A 20,532-nucleotide genomic window follows, 5' to 3' on the forward strand; every position below is an offset into this window, starting at 1 on the left:
AATAAATGCGACATTTATGACCACTATTACCAATGCAGATCTGGACTGGAATGAATCCGGCACTCCAGTTTCAGAACACTTTGACGATGTTTACTTCTCCAACGTTAATGGCCTGGAAGAAACCCGGTACGTATTTCTTAAGCAAAATCATCTGCCAGAAAGATGGCAAACATTTGATCAGCGACGCTTTGTCGTAGCCGAAACAGGCTTTGGTACCGGATTAAACTTCCTGGCAGTATGGCAGTACTTCGAGAAATTTCGAGAAGAATTTCCTGAATCAGCCTTAAAAGAGCTGCATTTCGTCAGTTTTGAGAAATTCCCGCTGACAAAACAGGATCTTGAAAAGGCACATCAGTCCTGGCCTGAGCTTGCAAAATACGCAGAGCAACTGCAACAACACTACCCGATAGCGGTTCCGGAATGTCACCGAATCGTACTGGCTGACGGCGCTGTTACTCTTGATCTCTGGTTTGGTGATATCAAAGACTGTATGCCACAGGTTCCGACCAACCCTCAGGGAATAGTTGATGCCTGGTTCTTAGACGGCTTTGCCCCAAGTAAGAATCCTGAAATGTGGAATCAGGAGCTGTTTAATAATATGGCGAAGCTGGCGAAACAAGAATGCACTTGTGCCACCTTTACCGCTGCAGGTTTTGTCAGACGCGGGCTGATTGAAGCCGGCTTTGATATGAAAAAGGTCAAAGGCTTTGGTACCAAAAGAGATATGATCGCCGGACACCTTCCGCAGAAAGCGCCTTTTACTAACCTCAAGCCCTGGTATGCCCGTACTACTAACGAGCAAATTACCGATGTCGCTATTATCGGCGGCGGAATTGCTAGTGCTACGCTTGCCCGGACTTTAAGCCTGCGTGGCGTTAAAGTGTCTCTTTACTGCGCCGATGCCGAGCCCGCAGCCAATGCCTCCGGCAACCGTCAGGGCGCGGTTTATCCTCTGCTAAACGGTAACCATAGCGACTTATCCAGAGTTTTCGCTCCTGCGTTTCTGTTTGCACGCCAGTTTGTTGAGCAAACGGCAAAAAAGGTTGCCTTTGATCATGACTGGTGTGGTGTTACTCAGCTTGCCTATAACGACAAAGCGGCAGAAAAACTGAACAAAATTCTGCAAGGTAATTTCCCGGAAGAGTTAATTAAAAAGCTGTCGGTTGAAGAAACCGAGCAAACTATCGGCTTACCTACAGGAACAGAAGCAGTCAGCTATCCGCTTGGTGGCTGGTTATCTCCTAAAGAGTTGACTCAGGGGCTGATCAGTAAACTGGAGCAGGAGAAGCTGCTGACTACGCATTTCAACACCCGTATTGATAGCATTGAGCAAGCAGAAGAAAATCAGTGGGTACTGCACTCTGGTGAGAACTCATTTACTCATCAGGCAGTGGTTATCGCCAACGGCCATCTGTTTAATCAGTTCCAGCAAGCGAGCAAAATTGCCACTTCCAGTGTAAAAGGTCAGGTTAGCCATATTCCGACCACACCGTCACTAAGCAAACTTAAAACCGTGCTCTGCTTTAACGGCTATATGACACCGCAAAACCCGAATAACGGCCACCACTGTACCGGGGCCAGCCATGATCGTCAGAATATCGATCAGCTGTTCGACCCTCAGGCACAGATAGATAACGGGCAAAAGCTTGCTAACTGCCTGCCGGAGATAGAGTGGGTAAAAGACGTGGATACCAGCGGAAACCTTTCCCGTCAGGGCATTCGCTGCGCGACGCGGGATCACCTGCCCTATATCGGCAATATCTGTGATTATGAGCAGGTACTGGAGCAGTATGCCACTTTGCAGAACAACCAGAAAGAGGCTGAGGATATTCCGGTTCATGCAAATCTGTTTGGATTAATCGGGCTTGGCGGGCGTGGTGTCTGCTCTGCGCCATTTATGGCTGAGCTGCTGACATCGCAAATCTGTAACGATCCGCTGCCGCTACCTGCTGATGTTCTGGAGTTATTGCATCCGGGGAGAATGTGGGTGCGTAAGTTATTGAAAGGAAAAGCGGTTGATTAATCCAAAGTGTTGGCTGAATGTACTTGATGGAACAAACATACTTGCCCAGGGAAGGGCAAGTTTGAGCGCCCAGGGATGGCTTGAGCGTTTTGTGGAATCAAGTACATTTAGCCGACACAGCCACCGATATTAAAGCTGCCCCACCAGTTGCTGCCACATATCGTTCACTACCACCCGATCTGCCGGCGACAACTCTGACTTAGCTTCTTCAATACTGGCTTCAATTCTCGCCTTAAAAGTCTCCAGGTCATCAATGCCTTCCGACTCGCATGCGGCGGCAGAAAGCGAGATATGTCCTCTCAAATAACCACCGGCAAACAGCTCATCCTCTGATGCGCTTTCAACAGAAGAGTCGATCAATTCGAGGAGTTTTTCTTCAAAATCTAAAATCATTGTTGTTCTCAACTGACGAAATGTATCCGTGTCATCCCGGAAACAGCGAAGCCATTATCCGGGACCTAATTTATGCGCATTGTGGAGCTACAGAAAATCTTTAGCCTTACAACAAGCGTCAATCAGATTCCTGCCTTCGCAGGAATGACAATGAGTTGGCTGTTGTAACCTTCTAAATCTTCGGAGTTTCAGTGCTCACACCCTGATTCTGCCCGCGATGGCGCAGCAGGTGATCCATCAGCACAATCGCCAGCATAGCTTCCGCAATCGGCACTGCACGAATGCCCACACAAGGATCGTGACGGCCTTTGGTAATTAGCTGAGTTGGCTCACCGGTTTTAGTGATGGTGTCACCCGGAACCGTAATACTTGAAGTCGGCTTAAGAGCGATATTTGCAACAATATCCTGACCGCTTGAAATACCGCCAAGGATGCCGCCTGCATGGTTACTTGTAAAACCTTCCGGAGTCAGTGGATCTCTGTGCTCACTGCCACGCTGGTTGACCACATCAAAACCATCACCAATCTCAACACCTTTAACCGCGTTGATACCCATCAACGCATGCGCAATATCGGCATCAAGACGGTCAAACACAGGCTCACCAAGGCCAACCGGAACATTGGTTGCGACCACCTGAAGCTTAGCGCCGATGGAGTCACCCTCTTTCTTAAGATCACGGATTAACTGGTCAAATGCTTCAACTTTGTCGGCATCAGGACAGAAAAAGGCGTTATTTTCAATTTCATCCCAGTCGACCTTATCGATGGAAACATCACCCATCTGAGAAAGATAAGCGCGAACTTCAACGCCAAACTCCTGCTTAAGGTACTTTTTCGCAATCGCACCAGCTGCAACACGCATTGCTGTTTCACGGGCAGATGAACGGCCGCCACCGCGATAATCACGGATGCCGTATTTCTGGTGATAAGTGTAGTCAGCATGACCCGGACGGAATTTATCTTTGATTTCCGAGTAGTCTTTTGAGCGCTGGTCGGTATTTTCAATCAGCAGACCGATTGAAGTACCCGTTGTTTTTCCTTCAAACACACCAGAAAGGAATTTCACTGCATCGGGTTCCTGACGTGCTGTTGTATAGCGGGACGTTCCCGGACGGCGGCGATCCAGATCTTTTTGCAGATCGGCTTCGTTAATTTCCAGTCCCGGAGGGCAGCCATCCACGATACAACCAAGCGCTACACCGTGACTTTCGCCAAATGTTGTTACTCTGAAAAGTTGTCCAATACTATTTCCCGCCATTACATCCTCATTGTAGATCCTGATTTCATTTTCAGGTTATCTTGTATCTGTTTTTCGTGCCTTCATAGTCGCTTTATCGGGGGGGGATGTAAACCTCTTTTTAGCTTTCAGCTTTCAGCTGTCAGCTATCAGTTTGGAGAAAGCCTAGCTTGCAAATGAAATATCAGCTTAATATCAATGTATTGAGCAAAATTCAGGTAACAAAAAAGGTGGTCAACATGACCACCTCTGAAAACTGACGGCTGATAGCTGATAGCTAATAGCTAATCAATCTTTATAAAGACTAAACTCATCCGCACATTCAACAAGCTGCTCACGGGTCAGCATAAATACGCCGTGGCCGCCATTTTCAAACTCGATCCAGGTGAACGGGATCTGCGGGTACTGATCCATCATATGAACCATTGAATTGCCCACTTCACAGATTAAGATGCCGCCTTCGTTCAGATAATCTGGTGCATTCGCCATAATACGGCGTACCAGTTTCAGGCCGTCAGTACCCGCAGCCAGACCAAGCTCAGGCTCATGGGTGAACTCTTCAGGAAGACTGTTCATATCCTCTTCATCAACGTATGGAGGATTAGTAACTATCAAATCGTATTTATCTGCATTTGGTAGATCTCTGAACAGGTCTGAACGAATCGGGAACACCTGCTGCTCCATACCGTGGTCCTGAACATTCTGCTCAGCCACTTCCAGTGCACCTGCAGAGATATCAATGGCATCAACCTCTGCATCAGGGAACGCATGCGCACAAGCGATAGCAATACAACCGCTGCCGGTACACAGATCCATAATTCTCATAGGCTCATGAGTCAGCCATGGCTGGAACTGAGCTTCAATCAGCTCACCAATTGGCGAACGTGGCACAAGAACCCGCTCATCAACAAAGAACTCCAAGCCGCAGAACCAGGCCTTGTTTGTCAGGTAAGCCGTTGGTGTACGATCATTAATGCGTTTTACTACACGGTTTACAATGCGCTGACGTTCAGACGTTGTCAGACGAGAGTTAAGCACATGCGGAGGCACATCGATAGGAAGATACAGTGTCGGAAGTATCAGCTGAACAGCTTCATCCCACGCATTGTCGGTCCCGTGTCCGTAAAAAAGACCAGCAGCGTTAAAACGGCTCACAGTCCAGCGAATCAAATCCTGAAGGGTATAAAGCTCCGATACCACTTCTTCCACAAAAATCTTATCCAAATTTGCCTCCAAAAAGCGCTACAATACTGCGATTAGATGTAATTAACGATTTTCAGCCATATGAGTAACAAAGACGAAAGCTTTGAAGATGACTTTTCCCTGTTCAAAGACGCAGTAAAGGGCGTAAAAAAGTTGCGACAGGATACCATAATCCAAAAGCCAACAAGAAATACAAAACAAAAAGAAGTGCAACGAACCTTCAGAGAATCAAAAGATAACGAGTTTTTCTTCTCCGATGAGTTTATTCCACACCTAGATGAAGATGGCCCGACCCGCTACGCCAGAGATGATGTTTCTAAGTTTGAAGTAAAAAGGCTGAGAAGAGGTGTTTATGTTCCGGATGTTTATCTGGACATGCACGGAATGACGCAACAGGAAGCAAAGGCGGAACTCGCCGCCATGATCGCGTACTGCATCAAAGAAAACGTGCACTGTGCCTGTGTGATGCACGGCATCGGCAAGCACATCCTAAAACAGAAAGTGCCGGTCTGGCTGGCGCAGCACCCGGATGTAATGGCCTACCACCAGGCTCCGCTTGAATTTGGCGGGGATGGAGCATTGTTGGTGCTGCTTTCTGTTCCTGAGAAGTAGTCCTCTTTCTTTAAAGCTAGTGCCTAGCCTCTCGTTCCCACGCTCCTGCGTGGGAACGTATATGGACTCCCCCTGTAACACAAGTGGTTTAAGATAATAAGAGTTTATGCAAGTGCACGTATATTCGGTTTCATCATGGGGCGCTACCCCGAACCTTTATGGCTAAATCCACTAACAAGGCTTCTAATCGCAGTCCAGGCATTTATTGCCTCATTCCCACACAGAGTTTGCCTTGTGTGCTGTGCTAACACTTTATCTTAATTACTTGCTATTACGCTGGTTTGTCGTTTGCTCCAAATTCAGCTTTACCTTATTTCAGTTAAGCTAACTTAAGCTGGTAAGGCTGTTTTGATTTCAATATGGCACACGCCATCCTGACTATCTTATTCGCTAGAGCAATAACGACTTTATTCACATGGTTTCTCTCTAACAGAGAGCGTATCCACTGACTAAGTGGATCAGTTTTATCTTTGACATGACTAACTACAGCTCGGGCACCATGAACGACAAGAGCTCTGAGATAACGATCTCCTCGCTTAGTAATGCCAAGGTTGATATTTCTACCTCCACTTCCTGTATGAGCAGGCACTAATCCAATGCTTGCGCTTGCATCCCTACCACACTTATAAGCCGATGCATTTCCTAACCTGGCATACAAAGCACTGCCTGAAATCCATGAAATACCCGGTAACGAGGCTAAAAGCTTACAATCTTCATTTTGTTTTGCCTGATTGGTAAGAGCTTGAGTGGCATCATCAATTTGGGTATCAAGCGCGAGCAACTGTTCTTTAAGATTATTTAGAATAAACCGAGCAGCATGGGTTAATTCATTTTCAGCATTTTCCAACTCAAACGGTAGCTGTTTTCTGAGCGAATTGATTCCTATGGGAAATTTGATGCCATATTCCATCGCAAGCCCCCGGATACGGTTAGCAAGCTGTGTTCGTTGCTTAATATAACCTTCCCGCAGTCTTAGTAAGCAGGCAAGATCTTGCTGTTCAACAGTTTTAACCGGAACGAAATGAATATCTGTCCGCTGACTGGCTTCATAAATAGCCAAAGCATCATTGGGATCATTTTTATTTCCCGAGCGATACTTAGCGGCGATCTGAGCAGGCACGAGTAAGACTTGATGTCCTGCCTGCTGGAACTTTCGACCCCAATAATGAGCCGTTGCACAAGCTTCCATACAAATAACAGCTTTGGGGTGCTTAGCCACCATTGAAATTAACTTTGATTGAGATACTTTTTGATTAGATGAAAGCTTTCCGTGCTTATTAATTATCGCAACTTGAATAACAGTCTTAGCAAGGTCGATAGAAATAGTGATATTCTTGTTCATGGCATGGGCTCCTTTTTAGTTGACACTCTTACCTTAGCCGATATTTTCGACGAAGGTGAGGGAGTCCATGCCATTGCATACCATGGCCTAAGGTGCAATCCATAACACCCATCATTTCCTCTCCAGAAAAAAGCATGCAGCATTCAAGTAAGGACATTGAATTTAAAGGGATATTCCCAGAGTACGCTAGTATAGATACAGAGCTAAGGTCGCTGTATTATGTGCGTTCTCTTTAGCTCCGATATGCATTCCCACGCTGGAGCGTGGGAACGAGGATATAGTGGATAGCTGACAGCTTTCTCTTAAGGATGCACATGCCACAAAAACTCACCCTTCTGAGTTTCCGGATCATACTCCAGACAAACCAGCCCGGATGTCGGGAACATTGGCGGAGTCATATCCTTAACAAACTCAGCCGTGAGATAACCTACCAGTGGCAGGTGAGAAACAATAAATACGCTATCAAGCTGCTTTGCCGATGCAAGTGCTGAAATATAGTGGTAGGCGTCATCCGACTGACCATAGGGAGTGATTTCATCGTAGGTCTCAGTCTCTCTGGCAGACAAGTCATGGGAAATCGCATCCCAGGTCTGCTGAGCACGGATATAGGGGCTGACCAGAACATAGTCAAACTCGCTATAGCCCTGAGAAATCACAGCTCTCGCAACTGCGATAGACTGAGAACCACCTCTTTCTGTTAACTCTCTGTCTGCATCACTGGTCGCTGAATAACCTGCTTCACCGTGGCGCATAATGAAAATTTTCATGCGATATTACCCTTTATTTATCAAAGAGAGTACTTCGCTCTCTTTTCGTTCGAAGACTCTTCAACTACACTTAGACAATTAAATATATCAATTACCTTGCAAAAAAAACTCTGGCATTATGGTTACTTATAGAAACTCTTAATTACCGCCAGAGGCGTAAGCAAATATTTTTGCCATCTTGTGTTTTAGTCAATTAACACTCTCATCTTTTGCTGGAGAACATTGTGCATCTGAGCCCAAATGATACCAATCAATACCGATACCTGACATTAAGTAACGGACTACGTACGCTTTTAATTCAGGATGACTCGGCTCAAAAATCAGCAGCAGCTCTGGCAGTTCAGGTGGGGCACTTTGATGACCCGTCTGATCGTGAAGGTCTGGCGCACTACCTGGAGCACATGCTGTTTCTGGGCACGGAAAAATACCCTAAAATCGGCGAGTTTCAAAGTTTTATCAGCCAGCATGGCGGAACCAATAATGCCTGGACCGGAACCGAGCACACCTGCTTCTTCTTTGATGTCACTCCGAAAGCCTTTGAAAAAGCGCTTGATCGTTTTAGCCAGTTCTTTGTCGCGCCTCTGTTTAACTCAGAAGCTCTGGATAAAGAACGCCAGGCTGTAGAGTCCGAGTATCGCTTAAAGTTGAACGATGATATGAGACGTCTGTATCAAGTTCACAAAGAAGTAGTAAACCCCGATCATCCTTTTTCAAAATTCTCTGTGGGAAACCTTGAGACGCTTGGCGACAGAGAGACCGGCTCTATCCGTGATGAAATCATCGGCTTTTACCAGCAGAACTATTCTGCCGATTTAATGACGCTGGTTCTGGTCTCAGCACAACCTCTGGATGAGCTGGAAGCGTGGGCGAGCGAAAAGTTTTCATCAGTTAGCAATCAGGATCTGGCGCAAAAACGCATCGATACTCCGATTGTCACCGAAAATGAGTCTGCCATTTTTGTCAGAATCGAACCGATTAAAGAAGCCCGTAAGCTGGTCATATCCTTTAACCTTCCGAGTATGGATGAGCACTACAGCTGCAAGCCGCTCTCTTATATCGCGCACCTGATCGGTTATGAAGGTAACGGCAGTTTACTGCTGAACCTGAAAGAGAAAGGCTGGATTACTTCGCTGGCAGCCGGCGGTGGTGTCAGTGGCAGTAACTTCCGTGAATTTACTGTCAATCTGATGCTCACTCCCGATGGAATGGAGAAAACCGATGAGATTCTGCAGGCGGTTTTCCAGTACATTGAACTAATTAAAACGCAGGGCGTTGAAGAGTGGCGCTATAAAGAGAAACAAGCGGTACTTGAGTCGGCATTCCGTTTTCAGGAACCGACCCGGCCATTAGAGCTTGCCAGCCATCTGGTAATCAATCTCCAGCATTATCCGCAGGAAGATGTTATCTACGGCGACTACAAGATGACGGATTATGATGCGGACCTGATTCAGTCTGTACTGACCCGGTTTACCCCGGAAAACGCCAGAATCACTCTGATTGCCCAGGATCAGGATTTTGACCGCGAAGCCAAGTGGTACTTTACTCCTTATTCGGTGAACAAACTGACTCCCGAGCAGATCGCCATGTGGAGCCGGCCTGGTACAAACAGTGACGTATTCCTGCCTGAGCCGAACCCGTTTATCTGCTATGACCTGGATCCTAAACTGGTTGAAACAGGCTCATCCCATCCTGAACTCATTCAGGATCTGCCGGGGTTCCGTCTCTGGCATATGCAGGAAACCGAGTTCAGGGTTCCTAAGGGTGTGGTATACATCGCCATCGACAGCCCGCATGCGGTATCGACGCCGAGAAAGATCGTTAAAATGCGTCTCTGTGTGGAGATGTTTCTGGATTCTCTGGCCAAAAGAACCTATCCGGCAGAAATTGCGGGAATGGGCTACAACATTTACGCCCACCAGGGTGGTGTGACTTTAACTATCTCCGGATTCAGCCAGAAACAGCCTGAACTGCTAAAAATGATTCTCGAGCGTTTTGCCGCCAGAGATTTTAGTCAGGAAAGGTTCGATTATATTAAGCAGCAGATGCTGAGAAACTGGAGAAATGCCGCTCAGGACAGGCCTATCTCCCAGCTGTTTAATGCCATGACGGGGATACTGCAGCCAAACAATCCGCCCTACCCGGCACTTATCGAAGCCATTGAAAGCATAGAAATCGATGAGCTGGCAAACTTTGTCAATGCACTCCTGGCTGAGCTGCATATCGAGATGTTTGTGTATGGCGACTGGCCGAGAAAACAGGCGCTGGCCATTGCCGAAACATTGAAAGATGCAATGCGTGTTCAGGACCAGCAGTATGAAGAATCCCTGCGCCCGCTGGTTATGCTGGGCAATTCAGGCACCTTCCAGAAAGAAGTTTTCTGCAATCAGGAAGACTCTGCCATTGTAATCTACTATCAGTCACCGGATATCGACCCTAAGAGTGTCGCACTGTACACTCTGGCAAATCATCTGATGTCTGCGACTTTTTTCCACGAGATCAGAACCAAGCAGCAACTTGGCTATATGGTAGGAACCGGCAATATGCCGTTAAACCGCCATCCGGGATTAGTGCTTTATGTTCAGTCGCCGAAAGCGGCACCTAAAGATCTGCTCAGTGCCATTGATGAATTCCTCAACGCCTTTTATATGGTATTGCTGGAGCTTAACGAATATCAGTGGCACAGCAGTAAACGCGGCCTGTGGAATCAGATTGCAGCTCCGGACAATAACCTGAGAGGAAGAGCGCAAAGATTCTGGGTAGCCATAGGCAATAAGGATTTTGACTTTGACAACAGAGAAAGAGTACTGAAAGAGCTAAAAGAACTTTCACGTGCCGATATGATCCGTTTTGTTGTGAATATCTTAAAACCAAGAACCGCAAGCCGCCTGGTGCTGCATTCGAAAGGAAACAGCCATGAGAAAGATGCATCCTTGAATATTGGTAGCGAGATTGGGTCTGTGGATGAGTTTCAGTTGAGGCCGGTTGATACTGATTTGGGGTAGTAGACTGCAGGTCAATAAAAAAACCTCCATACTCGGAGGTTTTTTATTGACCAACTTTATGTTGTCATCCCCGCGGAGGCGGGGATCTACTATCTGCGCGCTGTAAAGTCACATTAACCAACTCAGTCTACAACTCGCTGTGAGCAGATTCCTGCCTTCGCAGGAATGACGCCATAGTTGCGGCTTTATTTTTAAACATTAAGGCTCTTCATCTCACCGGCAATGATCTCAGCCAATGGACCAAGGATTACCTGAAGGTTGTTGTTGCCTAGCTTAACAACACCCATGGCGCCCAGTGCTTTTAGTTTGTCTTCATCGATAATATCCATATCTTTCACAGTCAGACGCAGACGTGTGATACATGCATCGATGTTTTCAAGGTTCTGATGACCGCCAAGAACTTCAAGGTACTGTTTCGCCAGGTCACCATTTTGCTTCGCTTTTACGGCATCGTCTGCTGCTTCTTCACCGTCGTCGTCTTCACGGCCCGGAGACTTCAGGTTGAATGTGCGGATAGCGAAGGTAAAGGTCACAAAGTAAAGCGCTGCGAAAGCAAGGCCAATCATCAGCAACATCACAGGTTTGGTTGCCAGACCCCAGTTAAGAACAAAGTCAATCAGACCTGCTGAGAAACCGAAGCCGTGCAGTGTGCCGAACATGTTAGCCACAACAAGAGCCAGACCGGTAAATACTGCGTGCAGTGCATACAGAGCCGGAGCCAGGAATACGAACATAAACTCAAGAGGCTCAGTAATACCTGTCAGGAATGAACAGAATGCCACTGAGAACAGAGCACCACCTACCTGATGACGTTTTTCAGCAGGAGCAGCAAAGTACATTGCAAGCGCCGCGCCCGGAAGACCGAACATCATGATTGGGAAAAAGCCGTTCATAAATACGCCAGCGCCTTTATCACCACCGAAGAAACGGTGCAGGTCGCCAGATTTAACAGTGTCAGTCACCTGCTCAACAACCGTGGTTACTTCAGGTGTTACTGCATTTGCAAATGTAAAGGTGTGCTCCTGACCGACAATCAGAGACTTAGCCAGCTCTGGGTCAACACAAAGCTTAGTTGCATCATTCAGAGCCGGAACCGCCGCGACAACGATTTCCTGACAAGTACCCATACCGAACCAGAAGTAAGAGTTCAGCACATGGTGAAGACCAACAGGGATCAGCGCACGGTTAAGCGTACCGTAGAAGAACTGGCCAAGAGAGCCGGAAGAAGAAACGCCATGAGCCAGTGCATCAAGACCATTTTGAATACCCGGCCATACGATACCTGCGATAGCACCGGCGATCAGCGCAAACAGACCGGCCATAATTGGAACCAGGCGCTTACCTGAGAAGAATGCCAGCCATTCAGGAAGGCGGGTAGCGTGGAAAGCGTTGTAAGAATGGCCCGCGATAATACCGGCGATAATACCGCCGAAGAAAGACATATTAATGTCTGCGTTAATGGTTTGGGCGGTTGCTGTCAGAACAAAGTAAGCGACAGCACCAGCGATACCGGCTGCGCCAGCACCATCTTTAGAAAGGCCAACGGCAATACCAAGACCGAAAAGAAGCGGAAGATTGCTGAAGATAGCACCACCAGCCTGTGCCATAAATGGAATATCAAGCAGGTCGCCCTGACCTAAACGTAGTAATAGTGCTGCAACCGGAAGAGTTGCAATTGGTAACATTAGCGCTTTACCAAGCTTTTGCGCATAACCAAGAATATTCACCTTAAATTCCCCCTATAGGATGTATATTAGGTTCGGAAAACTTATTTTAGCTCTCCAATTTAGTCCCTTTCAGTTTATGCCGGTAATTTTACATCGCAAATTAAAACCTGCTTATTTGTGATTTTTGTCACTACAAAAATCGCAAATACGGTTAATTTGCTAGCGAGATCATAAAACTTATTTTATAATTCGAAATAACAAATCAAACTGATTATGATTTGACCGTTCTCTGATATAACTTGAGGTGTCCCAATGAGACTTATCCCACTAAATACAGCACAAGATGTCGGCCTGTGGTCAGCACGACACATTGTTAATAAAATCAATAAATTCAAACCAACAGAAGATCGTCCTTTTGTATTGGGCTTACCTACCGGTGGCACACCTTTAAGCACATACAAAAGACTGATTGAGCTTTATAATCAGGGTGAAGTAAGCTTTAAACATGTTGTGACCTTTAACATGGACGAATACGTGGGCATTCCTGCGGACCACCCGGAATCTTACCGTTCATTTATGTATGAAAATTTCTTTAATCATGTTGATATTCAAGAAAAAAACATTAACCTTCTGAATGGCAATACGTCAGATCACGAAGAAGAGTGCCGACGTTACGAAGAAAAAATTAAGTCTTACGGCAAAATTGACCTGTTTATGGGCGGTGTAGGCAACGACGGCCATATCGCATTTAACGAACCGGCTTCTTCTCTCTCTTCGCGTACCCGTATTAAAACGCTGACGGAAGATACCCGTATCGCCAACTCACGATTCTTTGACAATGACATCAATCAGGTGCCGAAATACGCTCTGACTATCGGTGTCGGCACACTGCTGGATGCAAAAGAAGTGATGATCCTGATTACCGGTCATAACAAGGCGCTGGCTTTAGAGGCCGCCGTTGAAGGCTCGGTAAACCACCTATGGACAGTAACGGCACTTCAGTTACATGCAAAATCTGTCATAGTATGTGATGAATCTTCTACTCAGGAACTTAAAGTGAAAACCGTAAAATACTTTAAGGAACTGGAGGCGGAAAGCATCAAGGACTTGAAATAATAGAGGACAAATAAAGTGTATGCGCTAACCAATTGCAAAATATATACAGGTAGCGATGTGCTGTTTAACCATTCCGTCGTCATCGGCGGAATGGATATCGTTTCAGTATGTCCTGACTCAGAACTTCCAGCAGATATCGAAGTAAAAGATCTGAACGGCGCAAATCTGTGCCCGGGATTTATCGACCTGCAGTTAAATGGCTGTGGCGGCGTCATGTTTAACGATGAGGTTTCCGCAGAAACGCTTCAGACAATGCATCTTGCCAACCTGAAATCCGGCTGCACCAGTTTTCTGCCTACTCTGATAACCTCATCTGATAAAGATATGCGTCAGGCAGTGGCTGCCGAAAAAGAGTACCAGAGCCAGTACCCCAACCAGTCTCTGGGACTTCATATTGAAGGTCCTTATCTGAATGTGCTGAAAAAAGGCATCCATAACCCAGATTTTATCCGTCGATCCGACGACGACATGATCGGCTTTCTGTGTGAAAACAGCCAGTATGTCACTAAGGTGACTCTTGCACCTGAGCAAAACGACCCTGAGCATATCAAACGTCTGAAAGATGCAGGCATCGTTGTGTCCATTGGTCACACCAACGCCACTTACGCTGAAGCCAGAAAAGGATTTGAAGCGGGTATCACATTTGCAACTCACCTGTTTAATGCCATGACGCCTATGGCCGGGCGCGAGCCGGGAGTAGTCGGAGCCATTTACGATACACCGGAAGTTTATGCCGGCATTATCGCTGACGGCTATCATGTTGATTATGCTAACATTAGAATCGCTCACAAAATAAAAGGCGAGAAGCTGGTATTAGTGACTGACGCCACAGCACCTGCCGGCGCCAGTATGGAATACTTTATTTTTGTTGGGAAGAAAGTATATTACCGTGATGGGATGTGCATTGATGAAAACGGCACACTCGGTGGTTCAGCACTGACGATGATCGAAGCCGTTCAGAACTGTGTTGAACACGTCGGTATTGCATTGGACGAAGCACTGCGAATGGCCACTCTCTACCCTGCGCAAGCAATTGGAGTAGAGAACAAGCTTGGCCGTATCAAACAAGGAATGGTTGCCAACCTGACCGTGTTTGATCGTGACTTCAATGTCCTTGCGACAATGGTTAACGGACAATACGAGCAAACATAAATATGACAAGCGGTCAGATAGGAAATGTAGATTTAGTTAAACAACTTAACTGTGCGGCGGTATACCGCTTAATCGATCAGGAAGGTCCTATCTCCCGCATTCAGGTTGCTGACGTTAGCCAGCTGGCACCTGCAAGTGTCACCAAAATCACCCGTCAGCTGCTTGCTCAGGGATTAATTAAAGAAGTCGCTCAACAGGCCTCCACCGGAGGACGAAGGGCGATTTCTCTTACTACAGAAGTGGAGCCCTTTCACTCTGTCGCCATCCGGGTTGGCCGCGACTATTTCCGGCTCAGCCTTATCGACCTTGGTGGCACTGTCCTTGCCAGCGATGCCGTTGAATTCCGTTACGCCAATCAGAACGAGCTATTAAAAGGCTTGATCAGGCACATACGACGCTTCCTTAACCAGAACCAGCAGATTATCAAAACCCTGATCGCAGTCGGGATTGCCCTGCCGGGGCTGGTCAACCCGGAAACAGGCGTGGTTGAGTACATGCCGAACACCAACATTGATAATCTGGAGCTTGCAGACGAAATCAAAGCCCAGTTTAAAGTCGAGTGTTTCGTCGGCAACGATATCCGGGGTAAAGCGCTGGCCGAGCACTACTTTGGTGCCAGCCGCGACTGTCAGGACTCCATTCTGGTCAGCGTTCACCGTGGTACCGGTGCCGGTATCATTGTCAATGGTCAGGTATTTTTAGGTCATAACCGCAACGTGGGTGAAATCGGCCATATTCAGATAGACCCACTAGGGGAACAGTGCCAGTGCGGTAACTTTGGCTGCCTGGAAACCGTTGCCGCTAACCCGGCCATTATCGACAGAATAAAAAAACTCATCAGCCGTGGGTACAACTCTTCACTGGCTGAGCTCGACAACATCACCATGAAGGACGTTTGTGAGCACGCCTTAAACGGCGATGAACTGGCAAAAGAGAGCCTGATCCGTGTCGGCAATATGCTGGGTAAGGCCATCGCCATTACCGTCAACTTATTTAACCCGCAAAAAATTGTTATTGCCGGTGATATCACTCAGGCGCAGGATATTGTTTTCCCTGCCATTCGTAAGAATGTTGAAACCCAGTCTCTGACAAGGTTCCACAAAGATCTGCCCATCGTCGCCTCCGAGCTGGAAAGCCAGCCAACCATGGGCGCTTTCGCTATGGTCAAACGGGCCATGCTAAACGGCGTGCTGCTGCAGAAAATTCTTGGCGAATAACCGGTAAGAGACAAGAACGTGCCTGTTGAAATTACACTCATCTCTGCCGCCTTCGTTTCAGGTTTTCTGGCATTAAGAGTCAACCTTCCGCCGCTTGTGGGCTTCCTTCTGGCGGGTTTTACCCTAAACCTGCTGGGTTATGAGACCAATCAGAGCATAGAGTTACTTGCCGACCTCGGTGTTACCCTGCTGCTGTTTACCATCGGTCTGAAGCTGGATATCAAAACCCTGCTTTCAAAAGAGATCTGGGCCGGTGCCACGCTGCATAACCTGTTATCCACCGCAGTTTTTACCAGCGCGTTTATGCTGCTAAAAACTCTGGGCGTAACGACCCTTGCCGGTTTAGCCTTTGAGCAGTTACTGCTGCTCAGTTTTGCTCTTTCCTTCTCCAGTACCGTATTTGCGGTAAAAACCCTGCAGGAAAAGGGCGAGATGAACTCCATCTACGGCAATATCGCCATCGGTATTCTGGTAATGCAGGATATCTTTGCGGTGCTGTTTCTCACCATCTCCACCGGCAAGTTGCCGGAGTGGTATGCCATTGCTCTGTTTGGCCTGCCGCTGATTCGTCCGGCTTTATATAAGTTACTTGACCGTGCCGGGCACGGAGAAATGCTGGTTCTGCTTGGTATCTTTTCCGCTCTGGTGCTTGGTGCAGGTCTGTTTGAGTTTGTGGGAATGAAGCCGGATCTTGGCGCGCTGATACTTGGTATGCTACTGGCAGGACATAAAAAATCATCCGAGCTTTCCAAATCCCTGTTTAATCTGAAAGAGCTGTTTCTGGTCTGCTTCTTCCTTAATATCGGCCTGGCTGAGCAACCGACGGTTTCCGGATTCCTGATGGCATTGCTGTTTATGCTTCTGCTGCCGATAAAAGGGGCACTTTATTTTGCCGTCATCAACGGTTTTAAGTTCCGCGTCCGGACCTCTCTGCTTGCGTCTCTGTCGCTGTTTAACTTCAGTGAATTTGGCCTGATTGTCGGTGGCCTGGCTTATAAGCAAGGGTGGCTTGACGGAAATATTCTGGTTTCAGTCGCTATCGCCGTTTCCCTCTCCTTTATTATTGCTGCGCCGCTCAACCGCTTTGGTCACAGGATCTACCAGCGCTCTTCCAGCTGGCTGAAAGAGCATTCCGCTGAATCTCTTAATCACAGAGATCAACTGATCAATCCGGGTGACGCTCAGGTGTTGATCCTGGGTATGGGCCGGATTGGCAGCGGCGCCTATGACGAAATCAGAGAAAGATATGGCGATATCTGCCTGGGTGTGGAAGTGCACAAAGAAGGAGCTCGTCAACACAGTGAAGAAGGCAGGAATGTACTTTGCGAAGACGCCACCGACCCTGACTTTTGGGAACGCATTCTGGATACAGGCAGAGTAAAACTGGTTCTGCTGGCAATGCCCCACCACCAGGGAAACCAGCTAGCCCTGAATATGCTGACCAACAAAGGCTTTAAAGGGCAGATTGCGGCAATTGCCGAGTATCCGGATCAGATTGATGCTTTGTATGAGCAGGGGATTGATGCGGCATTCAATATCTATCGTGAGGCTGGTAGTGGTTTTGCCAGGCATGTTTTTGAGCAGTTGGATACCGATCTAACAGCAAGAAATCACTAAGCTCTATTATTTGCTCCTCATTTAGCAGCGAGTAACGAACAGTTCTCCCCCTTGAGTGAAAAAGCCTAACTAGTTGATAAAGCTAACAGAAGGGGGAGTTAGAGGGGGTTGGTTATGCCACACATGGCTAAATCACAATGGTTTAAGTTCATGAGAAGCAACCCCTCCCAACCTCCCCTTCGATGGGGCTTCTTCGATAATCCAACCTTCTGAGATTAAGGGGAGGGGCCGACCTTTGCCCTAATCAGGCTTTCCGTCGTATAGAGAGCTTATCAACTCCATAGACCCACTAAAGCTACAATCAGTAAAAATCAGGCACAAAAAACCAACAGACTTTAAATCCCATTTAATAAATTCGCATTTAATTAAATAATTTCTAATTCCAACGCTATTTATTCAACTTTTTTATCGCTAACGGTTGCTTTTTTTATTCAGGATGGCAAATTGAACGCCTATAACAAAACAGAATTTAATATGGGAATCGTATTGTATGTGTTCGATCTTCGGCATCTTAGATATTAAAAGCGACGCGGCTGCACTTCGCCCGGTTGCTCTGGAAATGTCAAAAAAACTTCGCCACCGTGGTCCTGACTGGTCAGGTATCTACGCGTCAGACAAAGCTATCCTTGCTCACGAACGTCTGGCTATCGTTGGCCTGAACAGTGGCGCTCAGCCAATCTACAGCCCGGACAAAAAACTTATCCTGGCAGTAAACGGCGAAATCTATAACCACAAAGAGATCCGTGCAAGATACGAAGATAAGTACGATTTCCAGACAGACTCTGACTGTGAAGTTATCCTGGCGCTTTACCGTGAGTACGGTGCAGACCTTCTGGAAGAGCTGAACGGTATCTTCGCTTTTGTTCTTTACGATGAAGAGAAAGACCAGTACCTGGTTGGTCGTGACCACATCGGTATCATCCCTATGTACCAGGGCTATGACGAGAACGGCAACTACTACGTTGCTTCTGAGATGAAAGCTCTGACGCCGGTTTGTAAAACCATCAGTGAATTCCCTCCAGGTTGCTCTTACGGCAGCGCAGATGCAGAACCTCAGCGCTACTACGTTCGTGACTGGATGGAATACAACGAAGTAAAAGGCAACACAACAAGCAAAGAAGAGCTGACAAAAGCGCTTGAAGATGCGGTACACCGTCAGCTAATGACAGACGTACCTTACGGCGTACTTCTTTCCGGTGGTCTGGATTCATCTATTACATCTGCTGTTGCTAAGAAATTTGCGGCAATGCGTGTTGAAGATAACGACAAATCAGCAGCATGGTGGCCTCAGCTTCACTCATTTGCTATCGGCCTTGAAGGTGCACCTGACCTTGCAGCTTCACGTGAAGTAGCAGAAAAACTGGGCACAGTTCACCACGAAATGACTTACACCATTCAGGAAGGCCTGGATGCGATTCGTGACGTTATCTACCACATCGAAACTTACGATGTAACCACTATCCGTGCTTCAACTCCTATGTTCCTGATGGCGCGTAAGATCAAAGCTATGGGTATCAAAATGGTACTTTCCGGTGAAGGTGCGGATGAAATCTTCGGTGGTTACCTGTACTTCCACAAGGCACCAAACGATAAAGAGATGCACGAAGAGCTGGTTCGTAAACTGCTTGCTCTGAACATGTTTGACTGTGCACGTGCGAACAAGTCTCTTGCTGCATGGGGTGTTGAAGGCCGCGTACCATTCCTTGATAAAGAATTTATCGATGTTGCAATGCGCGTAAACCCGAAAGACAAGATGTGTGGCACTAACGGTAAGATGGAAAAACACATTCTGCGTGAATGTTTTGAACACTACCTGCCGGATTCAATCGCATGGCGTCAGAAAGAGCAGTTCTCTGATGGTGTTGGCTACGGCTGGATTGATTCACTGCGTGACACTGCTGAAGCAAAAATCACAGACCAGCAGATTGAGACAGCGAGCTACCGCTTCCCGTACAACACGCCTCAGACTAAAGAAGCGTACATGTACCGCGAAATCTTTGAAGAGCTGTTCCCGCTGCCATCAGCAGCAGAATGTGTACCAGGCGGCCCGTCTATCGCATGTTCTTCAGCGAAAGCTATCGAATGGGATGAAGCATTTAAAGATATGGCTGACCCATCCGGCCGGGCTGTACAGACAGTACATAACGATTCTTACGAATCGCTATAAAACAGAAAGGCTGCCAATCGGCAGCCTTAATTTTATATCAATCCCGCTTTTAACTAATTTTTAGAGCCCAGCATATCCAAATACCACCGGGACGGAAGCTGATATTTCGCACACTCCTTACAGGAAAGCTCCATCCCCGTATCATCCTGATAAAAAGTCAGAAGAATGTCATTCTCCTTGCCCAGCGGATCAGCGTAGTGCAACTTCAGGTGATTGTCTTCAATGGCAAATGGCTTAGTGATACTGCCGCTTGGCGTCACAATGTCCACCACATCGGTATTAAAGTCCAGAGAGAACTCCAGCCCCTTATCTACAAACTTCTTCTGAAACGGTGGCTGTTCCTCTTCCGTACATCCGGCCACCAGAAGTGTAGCGACTACCGCATACACGCACTTTTTTATAACACTTTTCATCTCAATTCCTGAATACACCTGAGCGGTTTTACAGCTCAATATCCTTGTTATCCACGCTAACCTCAACCGTCTGGCTGATCAGTTTAATCAGCAGAATAGAGCGCTTCTCACCATCCGGTTCATGGTAAATCGCATCAATACCGGCAAACTGCCCTTCTCTGATACGCACTTCCTGGCCTTTTTCCGGCAGGCTGTCTGTCATAGGTTCCGCCGCCGCACCTTCAAGCTGACGAAGCTCATACACAAGACTGCCTGTCACTTCCTGCGGATAACTACCCTGACGAATAAAGTCCACCACGCCCCGCGTGGAGCGAACTGTGGTAAACGAGGGCCCCTCTTCATAATCAAACCGGATAAAAATATATGAAGGAAACAGTGGCTCTTTAACCACCTGGCGCTTACCACGTACAATTTTTTCCACTTCAACCTGAGGATAGAAACACTCCACCCCCTGATTCTCCAGATGCATCTGTGCTCTGGCCTGATCGCCCCGCTTACAGTAAAGCAGATACCAACGTTTCATAATTTTATTATTCGAGTAAAGTCACATAAAGACTGATGCTACCACTAAACCGGGCAGCAAGGCACAAAACTTTCATGTTTC

The 20,532-nt window shown here is 47.2% G+C and carries 16 protein-coding genes; 8 read left to right on the top strand and 8 right to left on the bottom strand.

Features of this window, described 5'->3' with window-relative positions; genetic code table 11:
* Positions 1-16 precede the first annotated feature (16 nt).
* The gene (gene mnmC / locus L3Q72_RS10025; protein WP_275129810.1) at positions 17-2,023 is read left to right on the top strand and encodes a bifunctional tRNA (5-methylaminomethyl-2-thiouridine)(34)-methyltransferase MnmD/FAD-dependent 5-carboxymethylaminomethyl-2-thiouridine(34) oxidoreductase MnmC; all 2,007 of its coding nucleotides are present in this window, start codon (positions 17-19) and stop codon (positions 2,021-2,023) included.
* A 129-nt stretch (positions 2,024-2,152) separates the two neighbouring features.
* On the opposite strand, the gene L3Q72_RS10030 is transcribed toward mnmC, so the two are convergent.
* From L3Q72_RS10030 to prmB, 3 genes are all read right to left on the bottom strand, one after another.
* On the bottom strand, positions 2,153-2,416 hold the full coding sequence (locus tag L3Q72_RS10030; protein ID WP_275132094.1) for a YfcL family protein: 264 nt from the start codon (positions 2,414-2,416) through the stop codon (positions 2,153-2,155).
* Positions 2,417-2,588: 172 nt separating this feature from the next.
* Positions 2,589-3,674, bottom strand: a complete 1,086-nt coding sequence (gene aroC / locus L3Q72_RS10035) for a chorismate synthase (RefSeq protein ID WP_275129811.1) — start codon at positions 3,672-3,674, stop codon at positions 2,589-2,591.
* Positions 3,675-3,941: 267 nt separating this feature from the next.
* On the bottom strand, positions 3,942-4,877 hold the full coding sequence (prmB, locus tag L3Q72_RS10040) for a 50S ribosomal protein L3 N(5)-glutamine methyltransferase (protein WP_275129812.1): 936 nt from the start codon (positions 4,875-4,877) through the stop codon (positions 3,942-3,944).
* Positions 4,878-4,937: 60 nt separating this feature from the next.
* Between prmB and smrB the strand changes: the two genes are divergently transcribed.
* Positions 4,938-5,468, top strand: coding sequence for an endonuclease SmrB (smrB, locus tag L3Q72_RS10045; RefSeq protein WP_275129813.1), 531 nt, complete (start codon positions 4,938-4,940; stop codon positions 5,466-5,468).
* Between the two features lie 319 nt (positions 5,469-5,787).
* Here smrB and L3Q72_RS10050 read toward each other — a convergent pair whose 3' ends face one another.
* Positions 5,788-6,810, bottom strand: a complete 1,023-nt coding sequence (locus L3Q72_RS10050; protein WP_275129409.1) for an IS110 family transposase — start codon at positions 6,808-6,810, stop codon at positions 5,788-5,790.
* Between the two features lie 302 nt (positions 6,811-7,112).
* Positions 7,113-7,577, bottom strand: coding sequence for a phosphohistidine phosphatase SixA (gene sixA / locus L3Q72_RS10055; RefSeq protein WP_275129814.1), 465 nt, complete (start codon positions 7,575-7,577; stop codon positions 7,113-7,115).
* Between the two features lie 224 nt (positions 7,578-7,801).
* Here sixA and L3Q72_RS10060 point away from each other — a divergent pair, with 224 nt between their 5' ends.
* Entirely contained in the window at positions 7,802-10,579 is a 2,778-nt protein-coding gene (locus L3Q72_RS10060) for an insulinase family protein (protein ID WP_275129815.1), read from the top strand.
* 191 nt (positions 10,580-10,770) lie between these two features.
* Here L3Q72_RS10060 and nagE read toward each other — a convergent pair whose 3' ends face one another.
* Positions 10,771-12,306, bottom strand: coding sequence for an N-acetylglucosamine-specific PTS transporter subunit IIBC (nagE, locus tag L3Q72_RS10065; RefSeq protein WP_275129816.1), 1,536 nt, complete (start codon positions 12,304-12,306; stop codon positions 10,771-10,773).
* A gap of 252 nt (positions 12,307-12,558) precedes the next feature.
* Between nagE and nagB the strand changes: the two genes are divergently transcribed.
* The 5 genes from nagB to asnB all read left to right on the top strand — a co-directional run bounded on the left by nagB (position 12,559) and on the right by asnB (position 19,515).
* Positions 12,559-13,362 carry a glucosamine-6-phosphate deaminase gene (gene nagB, locus L3Q72_RS10070; RefSeq protein WP_275129817.1) on the top strand — a complete coding sequence of 268 codons (804 nt, stop codon included), beginning with the start codon at positions 12,559-12,561 and terminating at the stop codon, positions 13,360-13,362.
* A gap of 15 nt (positions 13,363-13,377) precedes the next feature.
* Positions 13,378-14,514 (top strand): N-acetylglucosamine-6-phosphate deacetylase, encoded by a 1,137-nt coding sequence (nagA, locus tag L3Q72_RS10075; RefSeq protein ID WP_275129818.1) that lies wholly within the window; start codon positions 13,378-13,380, stop codon positions 14,512-14,514.
* A 2-nt stretch (positions 14,515-14,516) separates the two neighbouring features.
* Complete coding sequence (locus L3Q72_RS10080) at positions 14,517-15,731, top strand: ROK family protein (protein ID WP_275129819.1); 1,215 nt, start codon at positions 14,517-14,519, stop codon at positions 15,729-15,731.
* 18 nt (positions 15,732-15,749) lie between these two features.
* The gene (locus L3Q72_RS10085) at positions 15,750-17,348 is read left to right on the top strand and encodes a cation:proton antiporter family protein (protein WP_275129820.1); all 1,599 of its coding nucleotides are present in this window, start codon (positions 15,750-15,752) and stop codon (positions 17,346-17,348) included.
* A gap of 490 nt (positions 17,349-17,838) precedes the next feature.
* Positions 17,839-19,515, top strand: a complete 1,677-nt coding sequence (gene asnB, locus L3Q72_RS10090) for an asparagine synthase B (RefSeq protein WP_275129821.1) — start codon at positions 17,839-17,841, stop codon at positions 19,513-19,515.
* Between the two features lie 53 nt (positions 19,516-19,568).
* On the opposite strand, the gene L3Q72_RS10095 is transcribed toward asnB, so the two are convergent.
* Together L3Q72_RS10095 and rfaH are read right to left on the bottom strand one after the other, a co-directional pair.
* Positions 19,569-19,928 (bottom strand): hypothetical protein, encoded by a 360-nt coding sequence (locus tag L3Q72_RS10095; protein WP_275129822.1) that lies wholly within the window; start codon positions 19,926-19,928, stop codon positions 19,569-19,571.
* 28 nt (positions 19,929-19,956) lie between these two features.
* On the bottom strand, positions 19,957-20,451 hold the full coding sequence (gene rfaH, locus L3Q72_RS10100; protein ID WP_275129823.1) for a transcription/translation regulatory transformer protein RfaH: 495 nt from the start codon (positions 20,449-20,451) through the stop codon (positions 19,957-19,959).
* Between the last annotated feature and the right edge of the window lie 81 nt (positions 20,452-20,532).

The organism is Vibrio sp. JC009 (genome assembly GCF_029016485.1).
Lineage (GTDB): Bacteria > Pseudomonadota > Gammaproteobacteria > Enterobacterales > Vibrionaceae > Vibrio.

Bases quoted from the DNA above. Each gene is read 5' to 3' on its own strand.
- mnmC (WP_275129810.1), top strand. From the start codon at position 17: ATGACCACTATTACCAATGCAGATCTGGACTGGAATGAATCCGGCACT.
- L3Q72_RS10030 (WP_275132094.1), bottom strand. From the start codon at position 2,416: ATGATTTTAGATTTTGAAGAAAAACTCCTCGAATTGATCGACTCTTCT.
- aroC (WP_275129811.1), bottom strand. From the start codon at position 3,674: ATGGCGGGAAATAGTATTGGACAACTTTTCAGAGTAACAACATTTGGC.
- smrB (WP_275129813.1), top strand. From the start codon at position 4,938: ATGAGTAACAAAGACGAAAGCTTTGAAGATGACTTTTCCCTGTTCAAA.
- L3Q72_RS10050 (WP_275129409.1), bottom strand. From the start codon at position 6,810: ATGAACAAGAATATCACTATTTCTATCGACCTTGCTAAGACTGTTATT.
- sixA (WP_275129814.1), bottom strand. From the start codon at position 7,577: ATGAAAATTTTCATTATGCGCCACGGTGAAGCAGGTTATTCAGCGACC.
- nagB (WP_275129817.1), top strand. From the start codon at position 12,559: ATGAGACTTATCCCACTAAATACAGCACAAGATGTCGGCCTGTGGTCA.
- L3Q72_RS10080 (WP_275129819.1), top strand. From the start codon at position 14,517: ATGACAAGCGGTCAGATAGGAAATGTAGATTTAGTTAAACAACTTAAC.
- asnB (WP_275129821.1), top strand. From the start codon at position 17,839: ATGTGTTCGATCTTCGGCATCTTAGATATTAAAAGCGACGCGGCTGCA.
- L3Q72_RS10095 (WP_275129822.1), bottom strand. From the start codon at position 19,928: ATGAAAAGTGTTATAAAAAAGTGCGTGTATGCGGTAGTCGCTACACTT.
- rfaH (WP_275129823.1), bottom strand. From the start codon at position 20,451: ATGAAACGTTGGTATCTGCTTTACTGTAAGCGGGGCGATCAGGCCAGA.